This is a genomic window from Bradyrhizobium sp. CCBAU 11386 (assembly GCF_028128955.1).
GTDB lineage: Bacteria > Pseudomonadota > Alphaproteobacteria > Rhizobiales > Xanthobacteraceae > Bradyrhizobium.
This window is the reverse complement of sequence record NZ_LBKA01000252.1, coordinates 114,160-135,044: the sequence shown is the minus strand read 5'-3', so window position 1 is coordinate 135,044 and position 20,885 is coordinate 114,160. Positions and strand designations below refer to the sequence as shown.

At 65.3% G+C, this 20,885-nt stretch carries 17 protein-coding genes; 4 read left to right on the top strand and 13 right to left on the bottom strand.

Translation table 11 applies throughout. The features are described 5' to 3' along the window. Window positions 1-11: 11 nt before the first annotated feature. Window positions 12-632, bottom strand: a complete 621-nt coding sequence (locus XI09_RS34330; protein WP_271570843.1) for a TetR/AcrR family transcriptional regulator — start codon at window positions 630-632, stop codon at window positions 12-14. A gap of 51 nt (window positions 633-683) precedes the next feature. Here XI09_RS34330 and XI09_RS34325 point away from each other — a divergent pair, with 51 nt between their 5' ends. The 3 genes from XI09_RS34325 (at window position 684) to XI09_RS34315 (ending at window position 5,385) form a co-directional block, all read left to right on the top strand. Further along, on the top strand, window positions 684-950 hold the full coding sequence (locus XI09_RS34325) for a hypothetical protein (protein WP_271570810.1): 267 nt from the start codon (window positions 684-686) through the stop codon (window positions 948-950). Between the two features lie 356 nt (window positions 951-1,306). Next, the gene (locus XI09_RS34320; RefSeq protein ID WP_271570809.1) at window positions 1,307-4,711 is read left to right on the top strand and encodes an acyl-[ACP]--phospholipid O-acyltransferase; all 3,405 of its coding nucleotides are present in this window, start codon (window positions 1,307-1,309) and stop codon (window positions 4,709-4,711) included. 5 nt (window positions 4,712-4,716) lie between these two features. Further along, complete coding sequence (locus XI09_RS34315) at window positions 4,717-5,385, top strand: alpha/beta fold hydrolase (protein ID WP_271570808.1); 669 nt, start codon at window positions 4,717-4,719, stop codon at window positions 5,383-5,385. 4 nt (window positions 5,386-5,389) lie between these two features. On the opposite strand, the gene tcuB is transcribed toward XI09_RS34315, so the two are convergent. From tcuB to tcuA, 3 genes are read right to left on the bottom strand one after another with little or no spacing between them, the layout of a single operon-like run. Beyond that, complete coding sequence (gene tcuB / locus XI09_RS34310) at window positions 5,390-6,490, bottom strand: tricarballylate utilization 4Fe-4S protein TcuB (protein ID WP_271570807.1); 1,101 nt, start codon at window positions 6,488-6,490, stop codon at window positions 5,390-5,392. A gap of 4 nt (window positions 6,491-6,494) precedes the next feature. Then, window positions 6,495-7,523: an esterase gene (locus XI09_RS34305; RefSeq protein WP_271570806.1), complete on the bottom strand. Its 1,029-nt coding sequence runs from the start codon at window positions 7,521-7,523 to the stop codon at window positions 6,495-6,497. Between the two features lie 27 nt (window positions 7,524-7,550). Continuing rightward, a complete protein-coding gene (tcuA, locus tag XI09_RS34300) occupies window positions 7,551-8,942 on the bottom strand; it encodes an FAD-dependent tricarballylate dehydrogenase TcuA (protein ID WP_271570805.1) in 1,392 nt (463 codons plus the stop codon). A 156-nt stretch (window positions 8,943-9,098) separates the two neighbouring features. On the opposite strand from tcuA, the gene XI09_RS34295 reads away from it, so the two are divergent. Continuing rightward, window positions 9,099-9,779, top strand: a complete 681-nt coding sequence (locus XI09_RS34295; RefSeq protein WP_271570804.1) for a GntR family transcriptional regulator — start codon at window positions 9,099-9,101, stop codon at window positions 9,777-9,779. A 17-nt stretch (window positions 9,780-9,796) separates the two neighbouring features. Here the strand turns inward: XI09_RS34295 and XI09_RS34290 are convergent, their stop codons facing one another. The 9 genes from XI09_RS34290 to mobB all read right to left on the bottom strand — a co-directional run bounded on the left by XI09_RS34290 (window position 9,797) and on the right by mobB (window position 20,721). Beyond that, window positions 9,797-10,882 (bottom strand): HupE/UreJ family protein, encoded by a 1,086-nt coding sequence (locus XI09_RS34290; protein ID WP_271570803.1) that lies wholly within the window; start codon window positions 10,880-10,882, stop codon window positions 9,797-9,799. An 18-nt stretch (window positions 10,883-10,900) separates the two neighbouring features. Then, window positions 10,901-11,374 carry a Cys-tRNA(Pro) deacylase gene (gene ybaK, locus XI09_RS34285; RefSeq protein ID WP_092187870.1) on the bottom strand — a complete coding sequence of 158 codons (474 nt, stop codon included), beginning with the start codon at window positions 11,372-11,374 and terminating at the stop codon, window positions 10,901-10,903. 274 nt (window positions 11,375-11,648) lie between these two features. Beyond that, a complete protein-coding gene (gene fdhF / locus XI09_RS34280; RefSeq protein ID WP_271570802.1) occupies window positions 11,649-14,417 on the bottom strand; it encodes a formate dehydrogenase subunit alpha in 2,769 nt (922 codons plus the stop codon). Beyond that, window positions 14,414-16,117, bottom strand: coding sequence for an NADH-ubiquinone oxidoreductase-F iron-sulfur binding region domain-containing protein (locus tag XI09_RS34275; protein ID WP_271570801.1), 1,704 nt, complete (start codon window positions 16,115-16,117; stop codon window positions 14,414-14,416). Before XI09_RS34275 ends, fdhF begins: the two co-directional genes overlap by 4 nt. Before the next feature lie 154 nt (window positions 16,118-16,271). Continuing rightward, on the bottom strand, window positions 16,272-16,553 hold the full coding sequence (locus XI09_RS34270) for a hypothetical protein (protein ID WP_011085103.1): 282 nt from the start codon (window positions 16,551-16,553) through the stop codon (window positions 16,272-16,274). Between the two features lie 92 nt (window positions 16,554-16,645). Continuing rightward, on the bottom strand, window positions 16,646-18,301 hold the full coding sequence (locus XI09_RS34265; protein ID WP_271570800.1) for an OFA family MFS transporter: 1,656 nt from the start codon (window positions 18,299-18,301) through the stop codon (window positions 16,646-16,648). 318 nt (window positions 18,302-18,619) lie between these two features. Next, on the bottom strand, window positions 18,620-18,883 hold the full coding sequence (locus XI09_RS34260) for a sulfurtransferase TusA family protein (RefSeq protein WP_271570799.1): 264 nt from the start codon (window positions 18,881-18,883) through the stop codon (window positions 18,620-18,622). A 44-nt stretch (window positions 18,884-18,927) separates the two neighbouring features. Beyond that, the gene (locus XI09_RS34255) at window positions 18,928-20,184 is read right to left on the bottom strand and encodes a molybdopterin molybdotransferase MoeA (RefSeq protein ID WP_271570798.1); all 1,257 of its coding nucleotides are present in this window, start codon (window positions 20,182-20,184) and stop codon (window positions 18,928-18,930) included. Window positions 20,185-20,193: 9 nt separating this feature from the next. Next, window positions 20,194-20,721, bottom strand: coding sequence for a molybdopterin-guanine dinucleotide biosynthesis protein B (mobB, locus tag XI09_RS34250; RefSeq protein ID WP_135177827.1), 528 nt, complete (start codon window positions 20,719-20,721; stop codon window positions 20,194-20,196). Window positions 20,722-20,885 lie beyond the last annotated feature (164 nt).

Genomic DNA, 20,885 nt, shown 5'->3' with positions numbered 1-20,885 from the left:
TGCTCGCCCTGTCATCGCAAAGGCAGAATCCCGAGGCCCGCGAGGTGCGCGTCGAGGAACTGCTCAACCTGCTGGCGCAGCAATTGGGGCGGCACGGCCACCATGCGCTCCTCGAGACCGAGCGCGATGATGCCGTGCACCGCGGAAAACAGCGTGCGCGACAGCAGCGCGATCTTCACGTCATCCGCATCCGGTAGCAGCCGCACCAGAGGCGGGTGCATCAGCGCGAACGCGTCCATCACCATCTGAAGGATGTCGTCCGGATAGGGACGATCGTCCTCCATCCGATGCTCGAACAGCGAACGCAGCAAATTGGCGTGCTCCGCGAAGAATTCGAGATAGGTCTCGGCAAGCCCGTAGAGCTGGCGAACCGGATCCTCGGCCGGAACCCCGGCAAGCCGTGCCGTGAGCGTCTGAACCGTCTCCCGATTGACGGTCAGGATCACCCCGTCGAAGTCGCCGAACTCGTTATAGACGCTGCCGACCGAGCAGCCGGCGGCTTCGGCGACGTCCCGAACCTTCAGTGATTTCAATCCCTTAGATGAAATTATCGCGCGAGCGATCTCCAGGATCAGGAGCCGCCGCCGATTTTTTTTCTGGTCCCGCAACGATTCTTCTTGAACATTGTTCATTTTCAGGCTACTCATGTGAACATTGTTCAAATTAACCCGGAGACCTGCAAAATGCAAACCCTCGCTGTTGATATCGCCGCTACCTTCATCGATGACGCCGCCGCCCTCGTGACCGGCCTTGGCCGGGCCGCCCTCAAGCTCGCGATGGCGCCGATCGATCGCATCGCCAATGCCTGCGACATTGCCGGCGTGCTCGCTGAGCGTCGCGCGACGTTCCGGATGTGGCGCGCCAACCGTAGCCGCGCCCGCCGCGAAGGCCGCAGGTCCAGCCTGCTTGGTCGCTTCTCACCCTTTCGCCACCTCGCCCATCTCACCTGAGGTGCGCGCCGCGCAGCGGTTCGAATGCAAGAAAAGGCTGCAATGAAGGACTTACCATTTGCCGACATTCGCAGCCGATGTCGCGGGCCTTACCGGTACGGTTCAGTTTTTGCTCACGGCCGGTCGCATATCCGGGTCAGCGCGGCCCTTCCACCCAAAGCCGACGCGGCCGCAACCGGAAATTTGCGAACCTAACGAGACCATTTGGAGACCAACAGGATCGGAGGGATCGAGGGGACAGAGGCAGGCCGACGACAATCGTCACTCTGCAATCGTTCGTCCCATGCCCTTCCGGTCGTGACGCTTTTACCGCCACCGAAACAACCTCAGGCTGCCTTTCCAAAACAGGACTAGTCATGATCAGGGAATTGATGTCGTCACGCCGCTTCGCGCCGCTGTTCTGGGCGCAATTCTTCTCGGCGCTCAATGACAACGTGCTCAAGAACGCACTCGTCATCATCTTGCTCTACAGCGCCGCGACCGGCCATGGCGATGCCCTGGTGACGGTGGCAGGCGCCGTCTTCATCTTCCCCTATTTCATCCTGTCCGGGCTCGGCGGACAGCTCGCCGACAAATACGTCAAATCCGTCGTCGCAAGGCGGCTCAAATTCGCCGAGATCTTCGCCGCGGGCTTTGCCGCCGCCGGCTTCTTCCTGCACTCGGTGCCGCTGTTGTTCGCAGCGCTCGCGCTGTTCGGCATCATCGCCGCCCTGTTCGGCCCCGTGAAATATTCCATGCTGCCGGACCAGCTCGAGCTCGGCGAGCTCGCGACCGGCAACGCGCTGGTGGAAGGCGCGACCTTCATGGCCATCCTGCTCGGCACCGTTGCCGGCGGCCAGTTCGTGGCCGGCTCCGCCCATATGGGCTGGGTCGCCTCGGCCGTGGTCGTGCTGGCCCTGCTGTCCTGGGCTTTCGCTTCCCGCATTCCGCAGACAACGCCCTCCGCACCCGACCTGCCCGTCAACGCCAATCCCTGGACCTCGACGCTCAGCCTCCTCAAGACGCTGCACGCCGACCACCGGCTGTGGGACGGCACCGTGATCGTCTCCTGGTTCTGGCTGGTCGGCGCCATCGTGCTGTCGCTGCTGCCGGCGCTGGTCAAGGAGGTCGTTGGCGGCACCGAAGGCGTGGTGACGCTGTGTCTGGCCATCTTCGCGATCGGCATCGCCATCGGCTCGCTGTTCGCGGCGCAACTGAGCCACGTTCGCCCGAACCTCGCGCTGGTGCCGATCGGCGCCATCATCATGGGATTTGCCGGCCTCGACCTCGCCTGGGCCATCGGCGTGACCAGCAAGGGACACGAGATCACCGCGCTCGATTTCGCAACCTCGTTCGCGGGCCTGCGCATGCTGATCGACTTCGTCGCCTTTGCATTCGGCGGCGGCTTGTTCGTCGTTCCCTCCTTCGCTGCCGTGCAGGCCTGGTCGGCACCGTCCGAGCGCGCCCGCATCATCGCCGCCGGCAACGTGTTGCAAGCCGCCTTCATGGTGGTCGGCTCGCTGTTCGTCGCGCTGTTGCAGGCGGCTGGTCTCCATATTGGCTGGATCTTCTTCGGCCTCGGCGTCGCCAGTTTCGGCGCGGTGTGGTTCGTGCTGACCAAGTGGGGCAAGGAAGGCGTGCGCGACTTCGGCAGGCTCTTGTTCCGCGCGCTGTTCCGCACCGAGGTTCGCGGGCTCGAGAACCTGCCGCCATCAGGCACGCGCATGCTGATCGCGCCGAACCATGTCAGCCTGATCGACGGCCCGCTCCTGCACGCCGTGCTGCCGATCGACGCGAGCTTCGCGGTCGATACCGGCATCTCCAAGGCCTGGTGGGCCAAGCCGTTCCTGCGGGTGGTCAAGCACTACACCATGGACCCGACCAAGCCGCTCGCCGCGCGCGACCTGATCAAGCTGGTTGCCGCCGGTGAGCCGGTGGTCATCTTCCCGGAGGGACGCATCACCGTCTCCGGCTCGCTGATGAAGGTCTATGACGGCACCGCGATGATCGCCGACAAGGCCGACGCGGTGGTCGTGCCGGTGCGCATCGAAGGCGCGCAGCGCTCGCATCTCAGCTACCTCGACAGCAGCCAGATCAAGCGCTCGTGGTTTCCGCGGGTGACGGTCACGATCCTGCCGCCGGTCAAGCTGCCGGTCGATCCGTCGCTGAAGGGCAAGGCGCGCCGCAATGCCGCCGGCGCCGCGCTCCAGGACGTGATGATCGACGCTCTCGTCAAGAACGCCATGCTCGATCACACGCTGTTCGAAGCGCTCGGACACGCCTATCGCGACCGCGACACCGGCAAGGTCATCATCGAGGACGCACTCGGCACCAAGCTGACCTATCGCAAGCTGATCCTGGGCGCGCAGGTCTTGAGCCGGAAGCTGGAGAACGGCACTTCCGTCGGCGAGAATGTCGGCGTGCTGCTGCCGAATTCCGCGGGCGTCGCCGTCGTCTTCATGGCGCTGCAAAACATCGGCCGGGTGCCGGCGATGCTCAACTTTTCGGCCGGCCCGGTCAACGTGCTTGCCGCCATGAAGGCCGCGCAGGTCAAGACCGTGCTGACGTCGAAGGCCTTCATCGAGAAGGGCAAGCTCGACAAGCTGATGGCCGCGATCTCCGCGGAGGCCCGAATCGTCTATCTTGAGGACGTCCGCGCCTCCATCGGTTTGGCCGACAAGATCAAGGGCCTGCTCGCGGGCACCACGCCGCGGGTCACCCGCCAAGCCAACGATCCGGCCGTCGTGCTGTTCACGTCGGGCTCGGAAGGCACGCCCAAGGGCGTGGTGCTGTCCCACCGCAACATCCTTGCCAACGCCGCACAGGCGCTGGCGCGCGTCGATGCCAACGCCAACGACAAGGTGTTCAACGTGCTGCCGGTGTTCCATTCCTTCGGGCTGACAGGCGGAATGATGATGCCGCTGCTCGCGGGCATTCCGATCTACATGTACCCCTCGCCGCTGCACTACCGGATCGTGCCGGAGCTGATCTACCAGACCGGCGCCACGATCCTGTTCGGCACCGATACGTTCCTCACCGGCTATGCCCGCTCGGCGCATGCCTACGACTTCCGCACCCTGCGTCTCGTGATCGCCGGCGCCGAAGCGGTCAAGGATCGCACGCGGCAGGTGTTCATGGAGCGCTACGGCATCCGTATCCTCGAAGGCTATGGCGTCACCGAGACGGCGCCGGTGCTGGCGATGAACACGCCGATGGCCAACCGCCCCGGCACCGTCGGCCGCCTGTCGCCGCTGATGGAAAGCCGCCTCGATCCGGTCCCCGGCATCGAGGAAGGCGGCCGCCTCTCGGTGCGCGGACCGAACGTGATGCTCGGCTACTTGCGGGCCGAAAATCCCGGCGTGCTCGAAGTGCTCGCGGAGGGCTGGCACGACACCGGCGACATCGTGGCAATCGACGCGGCCGGCTTCATCACCATCAAGGGCCGCGCCAAGCGCTTTGCCAAGATCGCAGGCGAAATGGTCTCGCTGTCGGCGGTCGAAAGCATCGCAGCGACGCTGTGGCCGCAGGCCGGCTCGGTCGCCGTGTCGATCCCCGACCCGCGCAAGGGCGAGCGCATCGTGCTGCTGACGACGGAAAAGAACGCCGAGCGCAGCGCGATGCAAGGCCAGGCCAAGGCGATCGGCGCCTCCGAGCTGACCGTTCCCGCCGCGATCATGGTGGTCGACAAGGTGCCGCTGCTCGGCACCGGCAAGACCGACTATGTCACGGCAACGACGATGGCCCGTGAGCAGGCGTCCGCACCGGAGCGCGAGGTGGCGTAAGCCGGATGCACGAGGCGCCTGGAACAGACAGCGCGCGATGCCCGGGAGTGGTTTTGCTCCACGGCATCGCGCGCACCTCGGCATCCCTGACCAGGCTCGAACGAGCCCTTCAGGCGAACGGGTTCGCGACGCTCAACGTCGACTATGCCAGCCGCAGCAAGCCGATCGCAGCGCTTGCGGACGACATCCATCCGGCCATCATCGGCTTGGCCGAACGTGACGCGCCGCTGCATTTCGTCGCGCATTCGATGGGCGGCCTCGTGGCGCGCACCTACATCGCAAAATACCGGCCGGCCCGGCTTGCCGGAATCGTGATGCTGGGCACGCCGAACGGCGGCAGCGAAGTCGCCGATCTCCTGAGCGGATATCGCCTCTACCGCGCATTCTACGGCCCCGCCGGACTCGAGCTCACCACTGTGGCCCGGCCGGACGCCCTGCCCGCCGTGGACTATCCCGTCGGCGTGATCGCGGGAAGCCGCTTCATCGATCCCGTCGCCGGCCTCTTCGTCCTGCCGAAGCCGAACGACGGCCGGGTCTCGGTGCAAAGCGCGATGCTGGCCGGCATGGCCGACCACGTCGTGGTGAAGGCATCCCACACCGGGCTGCCGCGTCACGCCGCCGCGATCGCACAGACGATCGCCTTCCTGCGCGAAGGCCGTTTTCAGTCGGCGTAGCGGGTCACGGCGCCGTCCGCCGTTCCTGTGCATAGCGCACCAGCGCCGCGAAGCGATAGATGCCGTGCACGAACTTGCCGTAGGGCATGGTGATGAACAGCGCGAACACCGCGCCGAGATGCAGCGCCAGCAGCGGCCCCATGGCGGCCGTCTCGCGCAGGATCAGAAGCAGCATGCCGGTGAGACCCGTCAGGAACAGCATGGCGATGAAGCCGACATCCATGCCGTAGCGCTGCTCGTCGAGCAGCTCCGGCGCCCTGCGCAATCTCGCGACGAACAGGCCGATCGGCCCGACGATGAGGCCGATGCCGCCGAGCGCGCCGAGCACGACGGGTAGATCCCACCACGGATACGGCGCCTCGCGTCCGAGGAGATAGTGATACAGCGTCGCGACAGACGTCGCGGCAAAGCACAGCAGGAAACCGTAGAACGTCAGGTGATGGAAAAGCTTGCGCCGGTCGGTCGGCTTGTCGTCCTCGTTGTAGCAGCCGACGCCGCCGCCATGGAGATAGCGCAGCTCACCGGCATCGCGGATCGCCTGGACAATCGAGCCGCCGTCGGCGCGGCCGCCGATCGGCGTGCCAATATCGCGCCAGAAGGCGCGCACGCTCATGACCAGCGCGAGGATGGCATAGAGGAACGCGGCGCTGAACAGCGCGGCCATCGCGTTGTGCGGCATCAGTTTGTAGAACGCACCCGGCCCGGTATGAACGCCGAACAGCACGCTACGGTCGTTCAGGGCGGCGAAACCGAGGATGAAGGCTGCCATGCTGAGCGCAGCGACGATGCTGATGACGAGGCCATTGCGCGCGAAGGCGCCGGACAGCGCCTGTGGCCAGGCATAGGCCGCATAAGACTCCGCCCGCGCGACCGCGAGCGTCTTCGGGACGTTGACGTTGAATTCGTGCGGCGGCGAGAACTGGCAATCGACGTAGCAGGCGCCGCAGGCATGGCAGAGATTGGCGAGATAGTTGAGGTCGCCGTCGGAGAACGCACGGCGCATCTCCATCGCCGGGAACACCGCGCACAATCCCTCGCAATAGCGACAGGAATTGCAGACCGTCATCAGGCGATCGGCTTCGTCCAAAATTTGGGTTCCGTGCATGGCTTTACTTCGTCAGGCCCTTTCCCTCGAGCCATTTCTGGATCAGGGCTGCGACCTCGAGATTGTTCTTGTCCATCATCACCATATGCGAATTGCCCTTGATGCCGGCCTGCGGGAGATCGACGATGTCGACGCTGCCCCCGGCCGCCTTGATGGCGTCCGCAAAGGCGATGCCGTTGGCGCGGATCTTGGGCCAGCGCGAGTCGCGCTCGATATAGTCGCCGTAGATGATGAGGGTCGGAATGTTCTTCAGCACATCCGCCCTGGCGGGATCACCGATGCCGGCCGGTTCGATCGCAATCAGCGCCTTGACCTTGTCAGGCCGGGCCTGCGCGACCTTGAAGCCGAAGCTGCCAGCCTGGCTGTGGAACAGGATCACCGAGGGGCCGACGCGATCGATCTCGGCGATATAGGCGGCGATGGTCGCATCATCAGTCGTGGTCCAGCGCGGCACGTTCTGCTTGACGAAATTCTCGTAGCCCTCGACGGGAAACTGGTTGCCCGGCAGCACCTTTCGCTTGGCGGGATCGGGATCGTAGGAATTTGGCCCATCGCCGATGCGGAAACGCTCGAACGGATTGGCTGTGGTGAGGAAGACCGGCTCGCTCTTGAAGATGTCGGGGTATTGCGCCCAGCCTGCGCGTCCGCGCTCCACCGCGTCGGAATTGTAGACCGCCCATCCCTTGCGCAGAAAATAATTCAGCCAGCCTTCGCGTCCGTCAGGCGTGGTCTCGTAGGTGACGCCGGTCAGTCCGCCGCCATGCCACATCAGCAGCGGATAGGCACCGTTCTCGTTCGCCGGCAGGAAATACTGCACGTACATCTGCTCGACCTGATAAGTGCCGTTGGGATCGACCTTGGCCGGTACGCCGCCAGGCGCGAACACGACCTCCTTCACCGGCTTGCCGGAGATTTCGACAAGACGCCCACCGACATGGAACGAACCCATGTCGCGCAGGGTGATCGGCTCGGCGGCGTGGGCGTGGCCGACGATCAGCAGTGCCGTGATCGACGCAATGGCAATGCGTGACATGGTTCCTCCCTGTGTCTTTTCTTCATTCTAGTTCTTCGCATGGCGTGCCGCTTCCCGTCCTGCGATCCGCCCGAACACGCTGCCGATGGTCATGCCCATGCCCGCCGCATAGCCCTTGCCGAGCACATTGCCGGCCATGATCTCGCCGGCCGCGAACATGTTCGCCGACGGCTTGCCGTCAGCCATCAGCATCCGCGCCTCCCTGGTCACACGCGTGCCGAGATAGGTGAAGGTGATGCCGGGCCGCACCGGATAGGCGAGATAGGGCGGTGTCTCGATCCGCCGCGCCCAATGCGTCTTCGGCGGCGTGATGCCCGCGGTGCGGCAGTCGTCCAGGATGGTGTGATCGAAGGTGCCGGGCCGCACCGCGGCATTGAACTCGGTGACGGTCTTTTCCAGCGCGGCCGGATCGAGCTCGAGTTTGCCGGCGAGCTCGGCCACCGTCTGCCCGGCGATCGGCGGGAACAGCGTCGGCATGAAGCTCGTGACGACAGTCGAATCGAAGATGATGTAGGCGATCTGGTCGGGCTGTGCCGCGACCAGCCGGCCCCAGATCGCATAGCGCTTCGGCCAGATGTCCTCGCCCTCGTCGTAGAAGCGCTGGGCGTGCTTGTTGACGACGATGCCGAACACAACGGAGTCGTGACGGGTGATGATGCCGCCGTCGAATTTCGGCGCGCGGGCGTCGATCGCCACCGCATGGCACTGGGTGGGATCGCCGACCTCCTGCACGCCGCTGTCGAGCAGCATCTTCAGGATCGAGCCGCGGTTATAGGGCGTGCCGCGGATCAGGAAATTGTCGGCCGCTTCGCCCCAATATTGCTTCAGCCATTCGATGTTGGCCTCGAACCCGCCGGCCGCGGCGACCAGCGACGTCGCGCGGATCTCGGTCTCGCCCCTGATCGGCCGTTTGAGGCGCGCGGCCAGGAACATGCCGTCCTCGATCACGAGGTCGATGACCTCGGCATCGTATTCGACATCGACGCCGAGCCGCTCGGCGGTGAGGTAGAGCGCATTCAGCATCGCGCGGCCGCCGCCGAGGAAGAAGGAGTTGGTACGGCCGAGGCTCAGCGTGCCGCCGAGCGAGGGCTGCCAGCGCACGCCCTGCTCCACGATCCAGTTCAGGATGTCCTTGGATTCGCGGATCATGTGGCGAGCCAGCACTTCGTCGGTCTGCCCGCCGGTCACGCGCAGCAGGTCCTCCCAGAACTCCTCTTCGGTGTAAGGGCCGGTCAGGATTTCGGTGGCCGCGTCATGGGCGCAGCGCATGTTGCGGGTGTGGCGGGTGTTGCCGCCACGATAGAATTTTGGCGCGCCTTCGAGCACCAGCACCGAGGCGCCGCCACGACGCGCCGCAATCGCCGCGCACAGTGCCGCATTGCCGCCGCCGATCACCAGCACGTCGTATTTGCTGCTCATGCCGTCTGTCCGATGCGACGAAGTTGGAAACATTCTGCCCGCCGGCGGCCTTGGTCAATCAGTCCGCCATTGCGTACTTTTGTATACAAAGATATACAGAGGCTGCGCAAGCGGCATCTCTGCATGGGCAGGATGCGCTTGGCGCTTCGAGGATGCATGACCAGACGCCCGGCAAAGGCAGGATCCATCGCGCGCGGCGCGGGCGTCGCGCTGGGCGAAGCCGTGTTCCGCTCACTGTGCGAAGCGCTCCAGGCCGGCAGCTACCGCGCGGGCGATCGCCTGCGGGAGGAGGAGGTGGCGCAGCGGCTGAAGGTCAGTCGCACGCCGGTTCGCGAAGCACTGGGCCGCCTCGCGGCACGCGGCTTCGTCGAGCCCGCCGGCGGCCGCGGCCTGATCGTCCGCAACCTCGACATCTCCGAGGTGCTCGAGCTCTACGCCATGCGCGAGATCATGGAAGGCGCCGCCGCGCGGCTTGCCGCCGAGCACGCCTCGGCGACGGAGATCGACGCGCTCAGGGACATCGAGCAGACCTTTGTCGAGGCGTCCGAGACCGACGCCACCGAGATGGCAAGGCTCAACCGCACCTTCCACGAGGCAATCTGCCGCGCCGCGCGCAACCGTTATCTCGACAACGCCTCCCGCGAACTGCAGGACTGGATCGCCCTGCTCGGCCCGACCACCTTCACGGTGACGGGACGTCCCACGACCAGCCACGGCGAGCACCAGGCCATCATCGACGCCATCGCCGCGCGCGACGGCGACAGGGCCGAACAGCTCGCGCGCGCGCACATCCGCGAGGCGCTGCGCTGCCGGCTGAAATTGTTGCAGAAGCAATAGGCCGATCGTCCGCCCGATCACGCCTCGAACACGCGCGTCAGCAGCCAATAGCCCCCGAGCAGGCTGATGATTGCGGACACCGTGTAGACGAGCTTCGCGGTTCGCACCGGCTCGGTCCGGCCGGCACTGGTCAGCCGGTCCAACAGGCCGAGCATCGGCAGCATCACCGCAACGATCGCAATCTGCCCGATCTCGACGCCGACGTTGAAGGCGGCCAGCGCCGGGACGATGGCATCCGGCGGCAAGCCGATCTGCCGAAGCGCGCCGGCAAAGCCGAAGCCGTGGATCAGGCCGAACAGAAAGGCCACGCGCCAGCGCTTGTCGATATCGCGCGAGACAAGATTCTCCACCGCCACGAACACGATCGAGGCCGCGATCGCAGGCTCGACAATGCGGCCCGGGATGACGAGGACATTCAACGCCGCCAGCGACAACGTCATGGAGTGAGCGATGGTGAAGGCGGTAACGATCTTGATGACCGGAACGAGCCGGCGCGCCCAGAGCATGACTGCGACCAGAAACGCGACATGATCGTAGCCGAGGAAGATATGCTCGATGCCGGCGACGAGATAGCGCTGCATGGTCGAGGACTGCGATGGCGGCGCCGTCGAGAGCGCGACCGTCGTGTTGCCGGCGTCGAGCAGGGCCTGCGCCTCGGACCTGCCCTCCGCGATCAGCACGATCTGGCGCGCAGCCTTGTCCTTCTCGGTCAGCACGGTGGAGCGATAGACGATATCGCCGGCCGTGGTCGCGCAGGCGAAACTGTTGCGATAGACGACGCCATCGCCGTCCGGGAGGAGCGCCGCAGCAGCTGGAGCGCAAGCCGTGCCGCCGCCTGCCACGGCCAGATGCCCGTCGAGATAGACAAGGATGGCGGTCCTGGCCGCTTCGACCGCGGCCGGATCGACCGCATCCTGCCTCGCATCATAAATCTTCGTGCCGATCAGGCGATCGACGTCGCTGCCCTTCAGTCCCAGCTCGACGGTCACCGTGCGATCGCCGGTCAGCGCCACGCGCGCCGTCGCAAGGTTGACCTGATGCGCCTCAGCCGGAAAGCAGGCGCCGAGCAGAGCCGCGAGCCACAGCAGCCGGGCCCACCTCATGATCCCGCTCCGTCGCCTTCACGCCAGCACATCCGCAACGACCGCTTTCGAGACATCCCGGACGTCGGCGGGCTTGAGCCGCACCTGCAAGCCGCGCTGGCCGCCATTGAGATAGACGTAGTCATGCGCGAGCGCACTCTGCTCGATCACGGTGCGCACGGGCTTGCGCTGCCCGAACGGGCTGATGCCGCCGACCTTGAAGCCGGTGACGCGCTCGGCTTCCGGCGGCTTCATCATCTGCGCCGACTTGCCGCTCGCCGCCGCGGCGAGCTTTTTCATCGAGACTTCCTGGTCGGATGGAACGATCACGCAGACCGGCTTGCCGTCGACGAGCGCCATCAGCGTCTTCAAGACGCGCGCGGGATTCTCGCCAAGCGCGGCGGCGGCCTGGAGCCCGATGCTCTCGGCATCGGGATCATAGTCGTAAGCGTGCACGGTGAAGGCAACACCGGCGGCCGCGAGCGCACGTGTGGCGGGAGTGACTTTGGACATGGGCGAAATTTAGCACTGTCATTGCGGGGAGCGAAACGTCGGCGACGTGGGTGCACGCATGCACCACAACCTCGGCGTCGTCCCGGCCTAGTGCGCAATTGCGCACGGGGGGCCGGGACCCATAACCACAGGCAGGAGTTTGGCGAAGACCCGTCGTTCGGTACGCTCACCATCCGCTAACGAGACACCTCGCGGTATGGGCCCCGCCTTCGCCGGGACGACACCGCATATTTGGAGGCATTGTGCCGCCAAAAGACCGGCGAGCCCGCCGCTCCTACTCCGCCGCGTCCCGCATCTCGGCGCGCTCGGCTCTGACCGCGCAGAACTTGAATTCCGGGATCTTGCCGAACGGATCGAGCGCCGGGTTGGTCAGGAGGTTCGCGGCCGCTTCCGCGTAGCAGAACGGCATGAACACCATGTTCTCCGGCACGTCGCGGTCCGAGCGGACCTTGACCTCGACGGCGCCGCGGCGGGTCTCCAGGCGAATGAAGTCACCCGGCGCGATCTGCTTCTTGCGCATGTCCTTCGGGCTCATGAAGGCGACCGCCTCCGGCTCGATCTGGTCGAGCACCTGCGCGCGGCGGGTCATCGAGCCGGTGTGCCAATGCTCAAGCACGCGGCCGGTCGAGAGCACCATCGGATATTCGGCGTCGGGAAGCTCGTCCGGCGGGATGATGTGGGCCGGCACGATCTTGCCGCGCCCGCTCGCGGTCGGGAAGCCGGTGGTGAAGATGATCTCGTTGCCCGGCTTGTTCGGATCGTCCGCCGGATAGGTGACGGCACCTTCGCGCACCAGCCGTTCCCAGCTGATGTTCTTGAGCGACGGCATGAGCTCTGCCATCTCGGTGTAGACATCGCCGGGCCCGGCATAATTCCACGGCAGGCCCATGCGCTTGCCGATCTCCTGGATGATCCAGAGGTCCTGCCGCGCATCGCCCGGCGGCTTGATCACCTGGCGCGCGAGCTGAACGCGGCGATCGGTGTTGGTGAAGGAGCCCTCCTTCTCGGCGAAGGCCGAGGCCGGCAGGATGACGTCGGCGTGGAACGCGGTCTCGGTGACGAAGAGATCCTGCACCACGAGATGGTCGAGCATGGCGAGCGCGTGGCGCGCATGCTGGAGATCGGGGTCCGACATCGCGGGGTTCTCGCCCTCGATATACATGCCCTTGATCTCGCCGGCATGGATCGCGTTCATGATCTCGACCACGGTGAGGCCGCGCACGGGATCGAGATCCTGCTGCCACAGCTTCTCGAAGGCGCCGCGCAAGTCGTCGCGGCCGACCGGCTGGTAGTCCGGCAGGAACATCGGGATCAGGCCGGCGTCGGAGGCGCCCTGCACGTTGTTCTGGCCGCGCAGCGGATGCAGGCCGGTGCCGGGGCGGCCGACCTGGCCGGTGATCAGCGCGAGCGCAATCAGGCAGCGCGCATTGTCGGTGCCGTGGACATGCTGGCTGATGCCCATGCCCCAGAAGATGATCGACGACTTTGCCCGCGCATAGGTGCGCGCAACCTCGCGCAGCGTTTGCGCCGGGATGCCGCATATCGCTTCCATCTTCTCCGGCGTGAATTCCTTGATCTTCTCCTTGAGGTCCTCAAAGCCCTCGGTGTAGCCGGCGATGTACTGGTCGTCGGTCAGGCCTTCCGTGATGATCGTGTTGATCATCGCGTTCAGCATGGCGACGTCGGAGCCGGGCTTGAACTGCAGATGCTTTGTCGCATGGCGCGACAGCGCCTGCCGGCGCGGGTCCATCACGAACAGCTTGGCGCCATTCTGCTTGACCGCGTTCTTGATGAAGGTCGCGGCGACCGGATGGTTCACGGTCGGGTTCGCCCCGATCACGATGATCACCTCGGCGTCCATCGCCGCGGAGAACGGCGCCGACACGGCGCCCGAGCTGAGACCTTCGAACAGCGCCGCCACCGACGAGGCGTGGCAGAGCCGGGTGCAGTGGTCGACATTGTTGGAGCCGAAACCGGTGCGCACCAGCTTCTGGAACAGATAGGCCTCTTCGTTCGAGCCCTTGGCCGAACCGAAGCCGGCCAGCGCCTTCACGCCGTTGGTATCGCGGATCTTGACGAGACCGTTGGCGGCGATGTCGAGCGCTTCATCCCAGCTCGCTTCGCGGAAATGGGTGAAGGGATTGGCCGGATCGACCTGGTCGTTGGCATCCTTCTTCGCATTGGGCAGCCGCACCAGCGGCTTGGTCAGGCGATGCGGATGGTGGATGTAGTCGAAGCCGAAGCGGCCCTTGACGCAGAGACGGTTGCGGTTGGCGGGACCGTCGCGGCCCTCCGCATAGATCACCTTCTCGTCCTTGACCTCATAGGTGACCTGGCAGCCGACGCCGCAGAACGGGCAGAGCGAGTCCACCTTCCTGTCGGCATAGGTGACGCGGGTCTGTTTCTCGTCGAGCATCACGGCCGGCATCAACGCGCCGGTCGGGCAGGCCTGCACGCATTCGCCGCAGGCGACGCAGGTGGACTCGCCCATGGGATCGTCGAAGTCGAACACGATCTTCGAGCCATGATTGCGGTAGGCCATGCCGATGACGTCGTTGACCTGGACCTCGCGGCAGGCGCGCACACACAGGCCGCACTGGATGCAGGCATCGAGATTGACGCGCATCGCCGGATGGCTGGCGTCGGTCGCCCAGCGCTCGGCGGCGGGAAAGCGGCTCTCGGTGACGCCGATGGTCTCGGCCCAGTGCCAGAACTTCGAATCCGGATCGTGCGAGGTCTCGCGCGCCGGCTGGTCGGCGACGAGCAGCTCCATCACCATCTTCTGCGCCGAAACCGCGCGCGCGCTTTCGGTCTTCACCTTCATGCCGACCGACGGCGTGCGCTTGCAGGACGCGGCGAGCACGCGCTCGCCCTCGATCTCGACCATGCAGGCGCGGCAATTGCCGTCGGGGCGATAGTCGGGTGCGGGCGAATAGCACAGATGCGGGATGTCGCGGCCATGGCGTTTTGCGACCTGCCAGATCGTCTCGCCGGGACTGGCCTCGACCTGCTTGCCGTCGAGCTCGAACGTGATTTTGGTCATTCGGCCGCTTCCTTGAACTCGTCAGGGAAATATTTGATCACGGTGGTAAGCGGATTCGATGCCGCCTGTCCGAGCCCGCAGATCGAGGCATCGCGCATCGCCTGGCTCAATTCTTCCAGCAAGGCGCGGTTCCAGACCGGCTTCTGCATCAGCAGCGCCGCCTTCTGGGTTCCGACGCGGCACGGCGTGCACTGGCCGCAGCTCTCGTCCTCGAAGAACTTCATCAGGTTCAGAGCCGCTGCTCGCACGCTGTCCTTCTGCGACAGGATCACGATCGCGGCCGAGCCGATGAAGCAGCCGTATTTCTCCAGCGTGCCGAAATCGAGCGGGATGTCGTCCATCGACGCCGGCAGGATGCCGCCGGACGCGCCGCCCGGCAGGTAGGCGTAGAAGGTGTGGCCGTCAGCCATGCCGCCGCAATATTCGTCGATCAGCTCGCGCACGGTGATGCCTGATGGCGCGAGCTTCATGCCGGGATTTTTCACACGGCCAGAGACCGAGAAGCTGCGCAGGCCATGACGCTCGTGGCGGCCGTGGCCCTTCCACCAATCGGCGCCCTTCTCGACGATGTCGCGCACCCACCACAGCGTCTCGATGTTGTTGATCAGCGTCGGCAGGCCGAACAGGCCGACCTGGAACGGATAAGGCGGCTTGTGCCGGGGCAGGCCGCGCTTGCCCTCGATGCTCTCGAGCAGCGAAGATTCCTCGCCGCAGATATAGGCGCCGGCGCCGCGGCGCATGTGCAGCGTCGGGCCGCCCGCGGGCAGCTTTGCGATCTCGCGCTCCAGGATCTCGCGCGAGGCCGGATATTCGTCGCGCAGATAGATGTAGACGTCGGAGGCCTGCACCACATGCGCGCCGATCAGCATGCCCTCGATGAAGCGATGCGGATCGCTTTCGAGATAGACGCGATCCTTGAACGTGCCGGGCTCGCCCTCGTCGCCGTTGATCGCCATCAGCCGCGGGCCGGGCTCGCCCAACACCGCGCGCCATTTGCGGCCCGTCGGGAAGCCGGCGCCACCGAGGCCGCGCAGCGAGGCGTCGTCGAGCGCCTTCAGCAGATCATCCTTCGGCAATTCGCCCGAGCGCAGGCGGTTGAGCAGCTTGTAGCCGCCGCCCGCGACATAGGCGTCGTAGCCGACATATTCGGGCAGATGCGAGTGGGTGTCGCCGGCCTTCGCGGCCGCCATCACATTGGCGACGGTCGCATGATCGACGAAGTTGTGTCCGACTTCCGCGGCCGGTGCGGTGTCGCAGCGGCCGACGCAGGGCGCGCGCACGACGCGGATGCCGGGACCCGACGCGCTCTGCAAATCCGCGAGCAGCTTCTCGGCCCCGAGCATCGCGCAGGTCAGTGAATCGCAGACGCGGATCGTCAGCGGCGCGATATCAGGCTCACCTTCCTTCACGATGTCGAAATGCGCGTAGAAAGTCGCGGTCTCGAACACCTCGGCGAATGCGAGCTTCATCTCGTCGGCAAGCGCGGCGAGATGCGCCGCCGAGATCTGGTGATATTTGTCCTGGATCAGGTGGAGATATTCGATCAGGAGGTCGCGCCGCCGCGGGCGATCGCCGAGCAACTGCTCGATCTCGTGCGCGGCGGTGGGATCGACCTGCCGCCCCTTGGGCGTGGCCTTGGCTCGCTTCCGTCCCTCGCCCGGATGTTCGAACGAGCGGACCTCGTGCACGTCGTGGCTCATCGATGAGTCTCGTCAACCTTCTTTAGAACACGTCCAAGTCTAGCTCTTGGCATACCAGATGCCAAGAGAATTCATCCGTTCCGATAAGCATTTAAGGGGCATGCGGCCAACAAGCCCCACGCCCCTCACCTCGAACTGTTCGTGGAACCCGACCTCAGGTCTTGTTCATGCACTCCTCGATGTAGAACCAGCGGTCGTCGCCGGCGAGGCCCTTGGACTTCACGTCGGCGCGGCAGGCCTTAAGCTTCGGCTTGTTGGCGGACCACTTCGCCTTCATGTCCTTCAGCTTCTGCATGGTGAGCTTGATCTTGCCCGGCTTGGCCTCCGTCGTCGCGGCCGGTGCTGTGGTGGCAGGCGCCGCCGCGGTTTGCGCGGACGCGGCATGAAGGCCGGCGACCAGCAACACGGCCGCAAGGCAAATTCGGGTGCGAAGCATTTAAATCCCCTTAAGTCCCAGTCTCGATGATGTCTGAAGGGCGAACGCCGCGGGACGCGATGATGAGCATCCCGCGGCTATCTTGATGGCGATCAGAATATCTTGATCGCGCTCTCCAGCGTCTTCCAGACACCCCAAGCTAAGGGAATGCCGACGAAGGCCCAGAACAGCGCCGCCTTGGCGTCAAGCCCGCCAAACCCGATGCCGTAGGAGCCGTGCGGCCCCGCCGCGGCGGCGCTGGCGCTCGCCGCCTGCAACTTGGCGACATCGGCCTCCTTCATGTGCCACTTCGAATCGACCGGCTTGATCAGGTAGTTGCAGATCAGGCCCGCGATCAGCATCGCGCACAGGATGTACATGGTGGTGTTGTAGAGCTGGTCGCGCGGCACGCCCGCCGCGAGCTGGAACTCGCGGATGTAATTGACCACGACGGGGCCGATGATGCCCGCGGTGGACCATGCCGTCAGCAGCCGGCCGTGGATGGCGCCGACGAACTGCGTGCCGAACATGTCGGCGAGATAGGCCGGCACGGTCGCGAAGCCGCCGCCATACATCGACAGAATGATGCCGAAGCCGAGCACGAAGAGCAGCTTCGAGCCCATCGCCGCAAAGGTCGGCGCCAGCGCATAGAGCACGATGCCGAGGATGAAGAAGGTGTAGTAGGTGTTCTTGCGCCCGATCTTGTCCGACAGCGACGCCCAGAAGAAGCGGCCGCCGATGTTGAACAGCGACAGCAATCCGGCGAAGCCCGCGGCGATTGCGGCGATCTGCGCCTTCTGCCCGGCATCGAGCGCGTTGAAGCCGATGTCCGGCAGGCCGATCAGCTTACCGGCGAAGATCTCCTGGAGCATCGGCGAAGCCATGCCGATCACGCCGATACCCGCCGACACGTTCAGGCAGAGCACCCACCAGATCAGCCAGAACTGCGGCGTCTTGTGTGCGTCGTTGAGATGAACGTTGTTCTTCGAGATCATCGCGTTGGCCTTGGACGGCGGGGTCCAGCCCTCGGGCTGCCAGCCGGGCGGCGGCAAGCGATAGCGGAACGCGCCGATCATCATGAACACGAAGTAGATGACGCCCATCGCGACGAAGGTCTCCCAAACGCCGACCGAGGTCGGGGTCTTGAAGTAGTTCATCAAGAGGTTCGCCAGCGGCGCGCCGATCATGGCGCCGCCACCGAAGCCCATGATGGCCATGCCGGTCGCCATGCCGCGGCGGTCCGGAAACCACTTCACCAGCGTCGACACTGGTGAGATATAGCCAAGGCCAAGGCCGATGCCCCCGATCACGCCCGAGCCCAGCCACATCAACCAGAGTTGGTGGGTGTAGATGCCGATCGCGCCGAGAAACAGGCCGCCGCACCAGCACAACGCGGCAACGAAGCCGGCCTTGCGCGGACCGACCCGCTCGAGCCAGCCGCCCCAGATCGCGGCCGAAACGCCGAGCAGCACGAAGAACAGCGTGTACATCCAGCCCAGGCTCGCGACTTTCCAGTCGCAGGTGGTGGAGAACAACTCCTGGAACAGCGAGATATCGGGGCACGCCTTCGGCGCGTTCAACCCGATCGCGCGCGACAGCGGCAGCCAGAACACCGAGAAGCCGTAGGCCATGCCGATGCACAAATGGATGCACAGCGCCGCAGGCGGCACCAGCCAGCGATTGAAGCCGGCGGTCGCGATGGTCCGCTCACGATCAAGAAAACCAGCGCCGGCGCCCGAAAGTGTCCCAGCGCTCTCAATAGTAGACATACATTCCTCCCCTAAAGCCACCCTTCTGAGCGGCCTGCCACTACGATCCCAATCCTCAGCCCGGTGGGATGCAGCCAATTGTCCCAGCTGCTCCGCACAATCATCCAACGCGCGCCAGGATCGTCACGCGCGTCCGAAACGTTAACCCCTCGAGCGGGGCCCTATGCCCGATACGACGTGCAAGCTTCGTCTGCGGCCCGTTGATCCGCGTATCACAGACAAGACTCAACCTCCGCGCCTGCACGGAGAAAGTCAATTTGGGCAGAAGCCATGATCTATGTCGATAGACAAATGGTTGGTATCAGCGCGGTAACGCTCTCAAGAACGCAGCGCATCATTTGCGTTTGCTATCGAGCCATTCGTCTTTTCTATCAGAAACACGATGCGCGCGTCGTTGCGCTCGGTGATCTCCACCTTGTCGCCGGTCTCGCGAATCAGGTTCGGAATGTCGATCACCGACAGGGGATCGGTGCAGTACACCTCGAGCTGATCGCCCGGCTGTAACGGTTTGAGCGCCTTGCGCGTCTTCAGGGCGGGCAGCGGGCATTTCAGCCCGGTGAGATCGAGCGTGGTTCTGGTCATGGGCGCAACATGGCGGGGCCGGTCCGTGCCGTCAACGCAACCCGTCAGAGCAGATCGGCGTAGGACAGGAAACCCACGTCCTGCCCTGGCTCGACACGCGTGATGTCCTCGCCAAGCTCGACGAGGCCGTCGGTCTCGACCAGCGACGACAACAGCCCGGCGCCTTCGCGCGGGAACTTGATTGCCTCCAGCGCGCCGTCCTCTCCGCGCCGCAACGAGGCACGAAGATATTCGCGGCGGCCGATCTTCTTCTTGTAAACGAACGCCGCGCGCACCGGGATCGGCAACAGCGGTTCCGGCAAACCACCCATCAGCGCCAGCGCCGTCGGCCGCACCACATGGACGAAGGTGACGAAACTCGCGACGGGATTGCCGGGCAGGCCGATCAGCGGCGTGCCGCCGATGATGCCCATCGCCACCGGACGGCCGGGCTTGATCGCCATCCGCCACAGCACCAGCGAGCCGATGCTCTCGACGGCCGCCTTGACGTGATCCTCCTCGCCGGTCGAGACGCCGCCGGTGGTGAGGATCAGGTCGTGGCTGCCTGCAACCTGCTTCAGGCCATCGGCAAGCGAGGTCCGCTCGTCACGCAAGATGCCGAGATCGCTGACCTCGCAGCCGAGCCGGCGCAGCATCGCCATCAGCATGAAGCGGTTGGAGTCGAACAGCTGCGAGGCGGCGCGCGGCTCGCCCGGCGACGCCAGCTCGTCGCCGGTCGAGAACACCGCAACGCGGATGCGCCTGACGACGTCGAGCCTGATAAGGCCGAACGCCGCGGCAAGCGCGACATGCTGTGGCCGCAGCCGCTGGCCGGCGCGCAGCGCGACGTGCCCTTCGGGAATGTCCTCGCCGGCAGGGCGGACATTGGCGCCTGGCTTCAGCCCCGGCGGCAGCACGACCTTGCCGGCGTCATCGATGCGGACATCCTCCTGCATGAAGACGGTCCCGGCATCCGGCGGCATCGGCGCGCCCGTAAAGATGCGCGCGGTGTGGCCGGGCTTGATCGGCGCCTGAACAGGGCCGCCGGCCTGGATGCGGCCATCGAGCGGGAACGCCCGTTCCGCGCTGTCCGGAAGATCGGCATTGCGCACGGCATAGCCGTCGACGGCGGAATTGGTGAAGGGTGGCAACGGCAGCGGCGCGGCGATGTCTCGGGCCAGCACGCGCCCGTCCGCATCGACCAGCGCCACGGTTTCGAGATCGGCAATCGCGTTGACGCGCGTCGTGATCAGGCCAACGGCCTCGTCGACCGACATCATCGGTCCGCCAAAGGCAAAGCAATCGTCAGACAGTTGCGCCATGGTGCCTCGTCAGCGCATCGCAACGCTTTTCGCGACCGCTTCCTCGACCGGCATCGCCGCACGCAACAGCAGCGCCGCCGCGGCCGGGATATCGTCGAGATGGACGGTCGGCAGCCGGGTGTCAATCGGGGCATCGGTCGCGATCCCGGCAATTCCGGGATCGTCGGGAAACAGCAACGGCTTGCCATTGCCGGCACGATAGACCTCGATCTTGCGGTGCGGCTCGCGCTTGAAACCCTCCACCACGACGAGATCGACCGCAGACAGCTTGCTCAGGAGTTCCGGCAGCCGCGGCTCCGCGGCCCCGCGCAGTTCGTGCATCAGGGCCCAGCGGCTTGACGAGGCAACCAGCACCTCGGCGGCACCCGCCTCGCGATGGCGCCAGGAATCCTTGCCGGGCACGTCGACGTCGAACTGGTGATGCGCATGCTTGATGACGGAGACGCGCAGGCCTTGCGCGCTGAAATGCGGGATCAGCCGCGTCAACAGCGTGGTCTTGCCCGCACCGCTCCAGCCTGCAAGGCCGATGACTTTCATAACCGATCCGTCTCCGCGAGCGACTGGGTCTTTGGTGGAACCGCTCTCTCCACCGTCATTGCGAGCGTGGCGAAGCAATCCAGACTGTCTCCGCGGGGGCATTCCTGAATTGCTTCGCTGCACCCGCAATGACGACGAGGCGGCATTTTCGCTTTCCGCCAGCA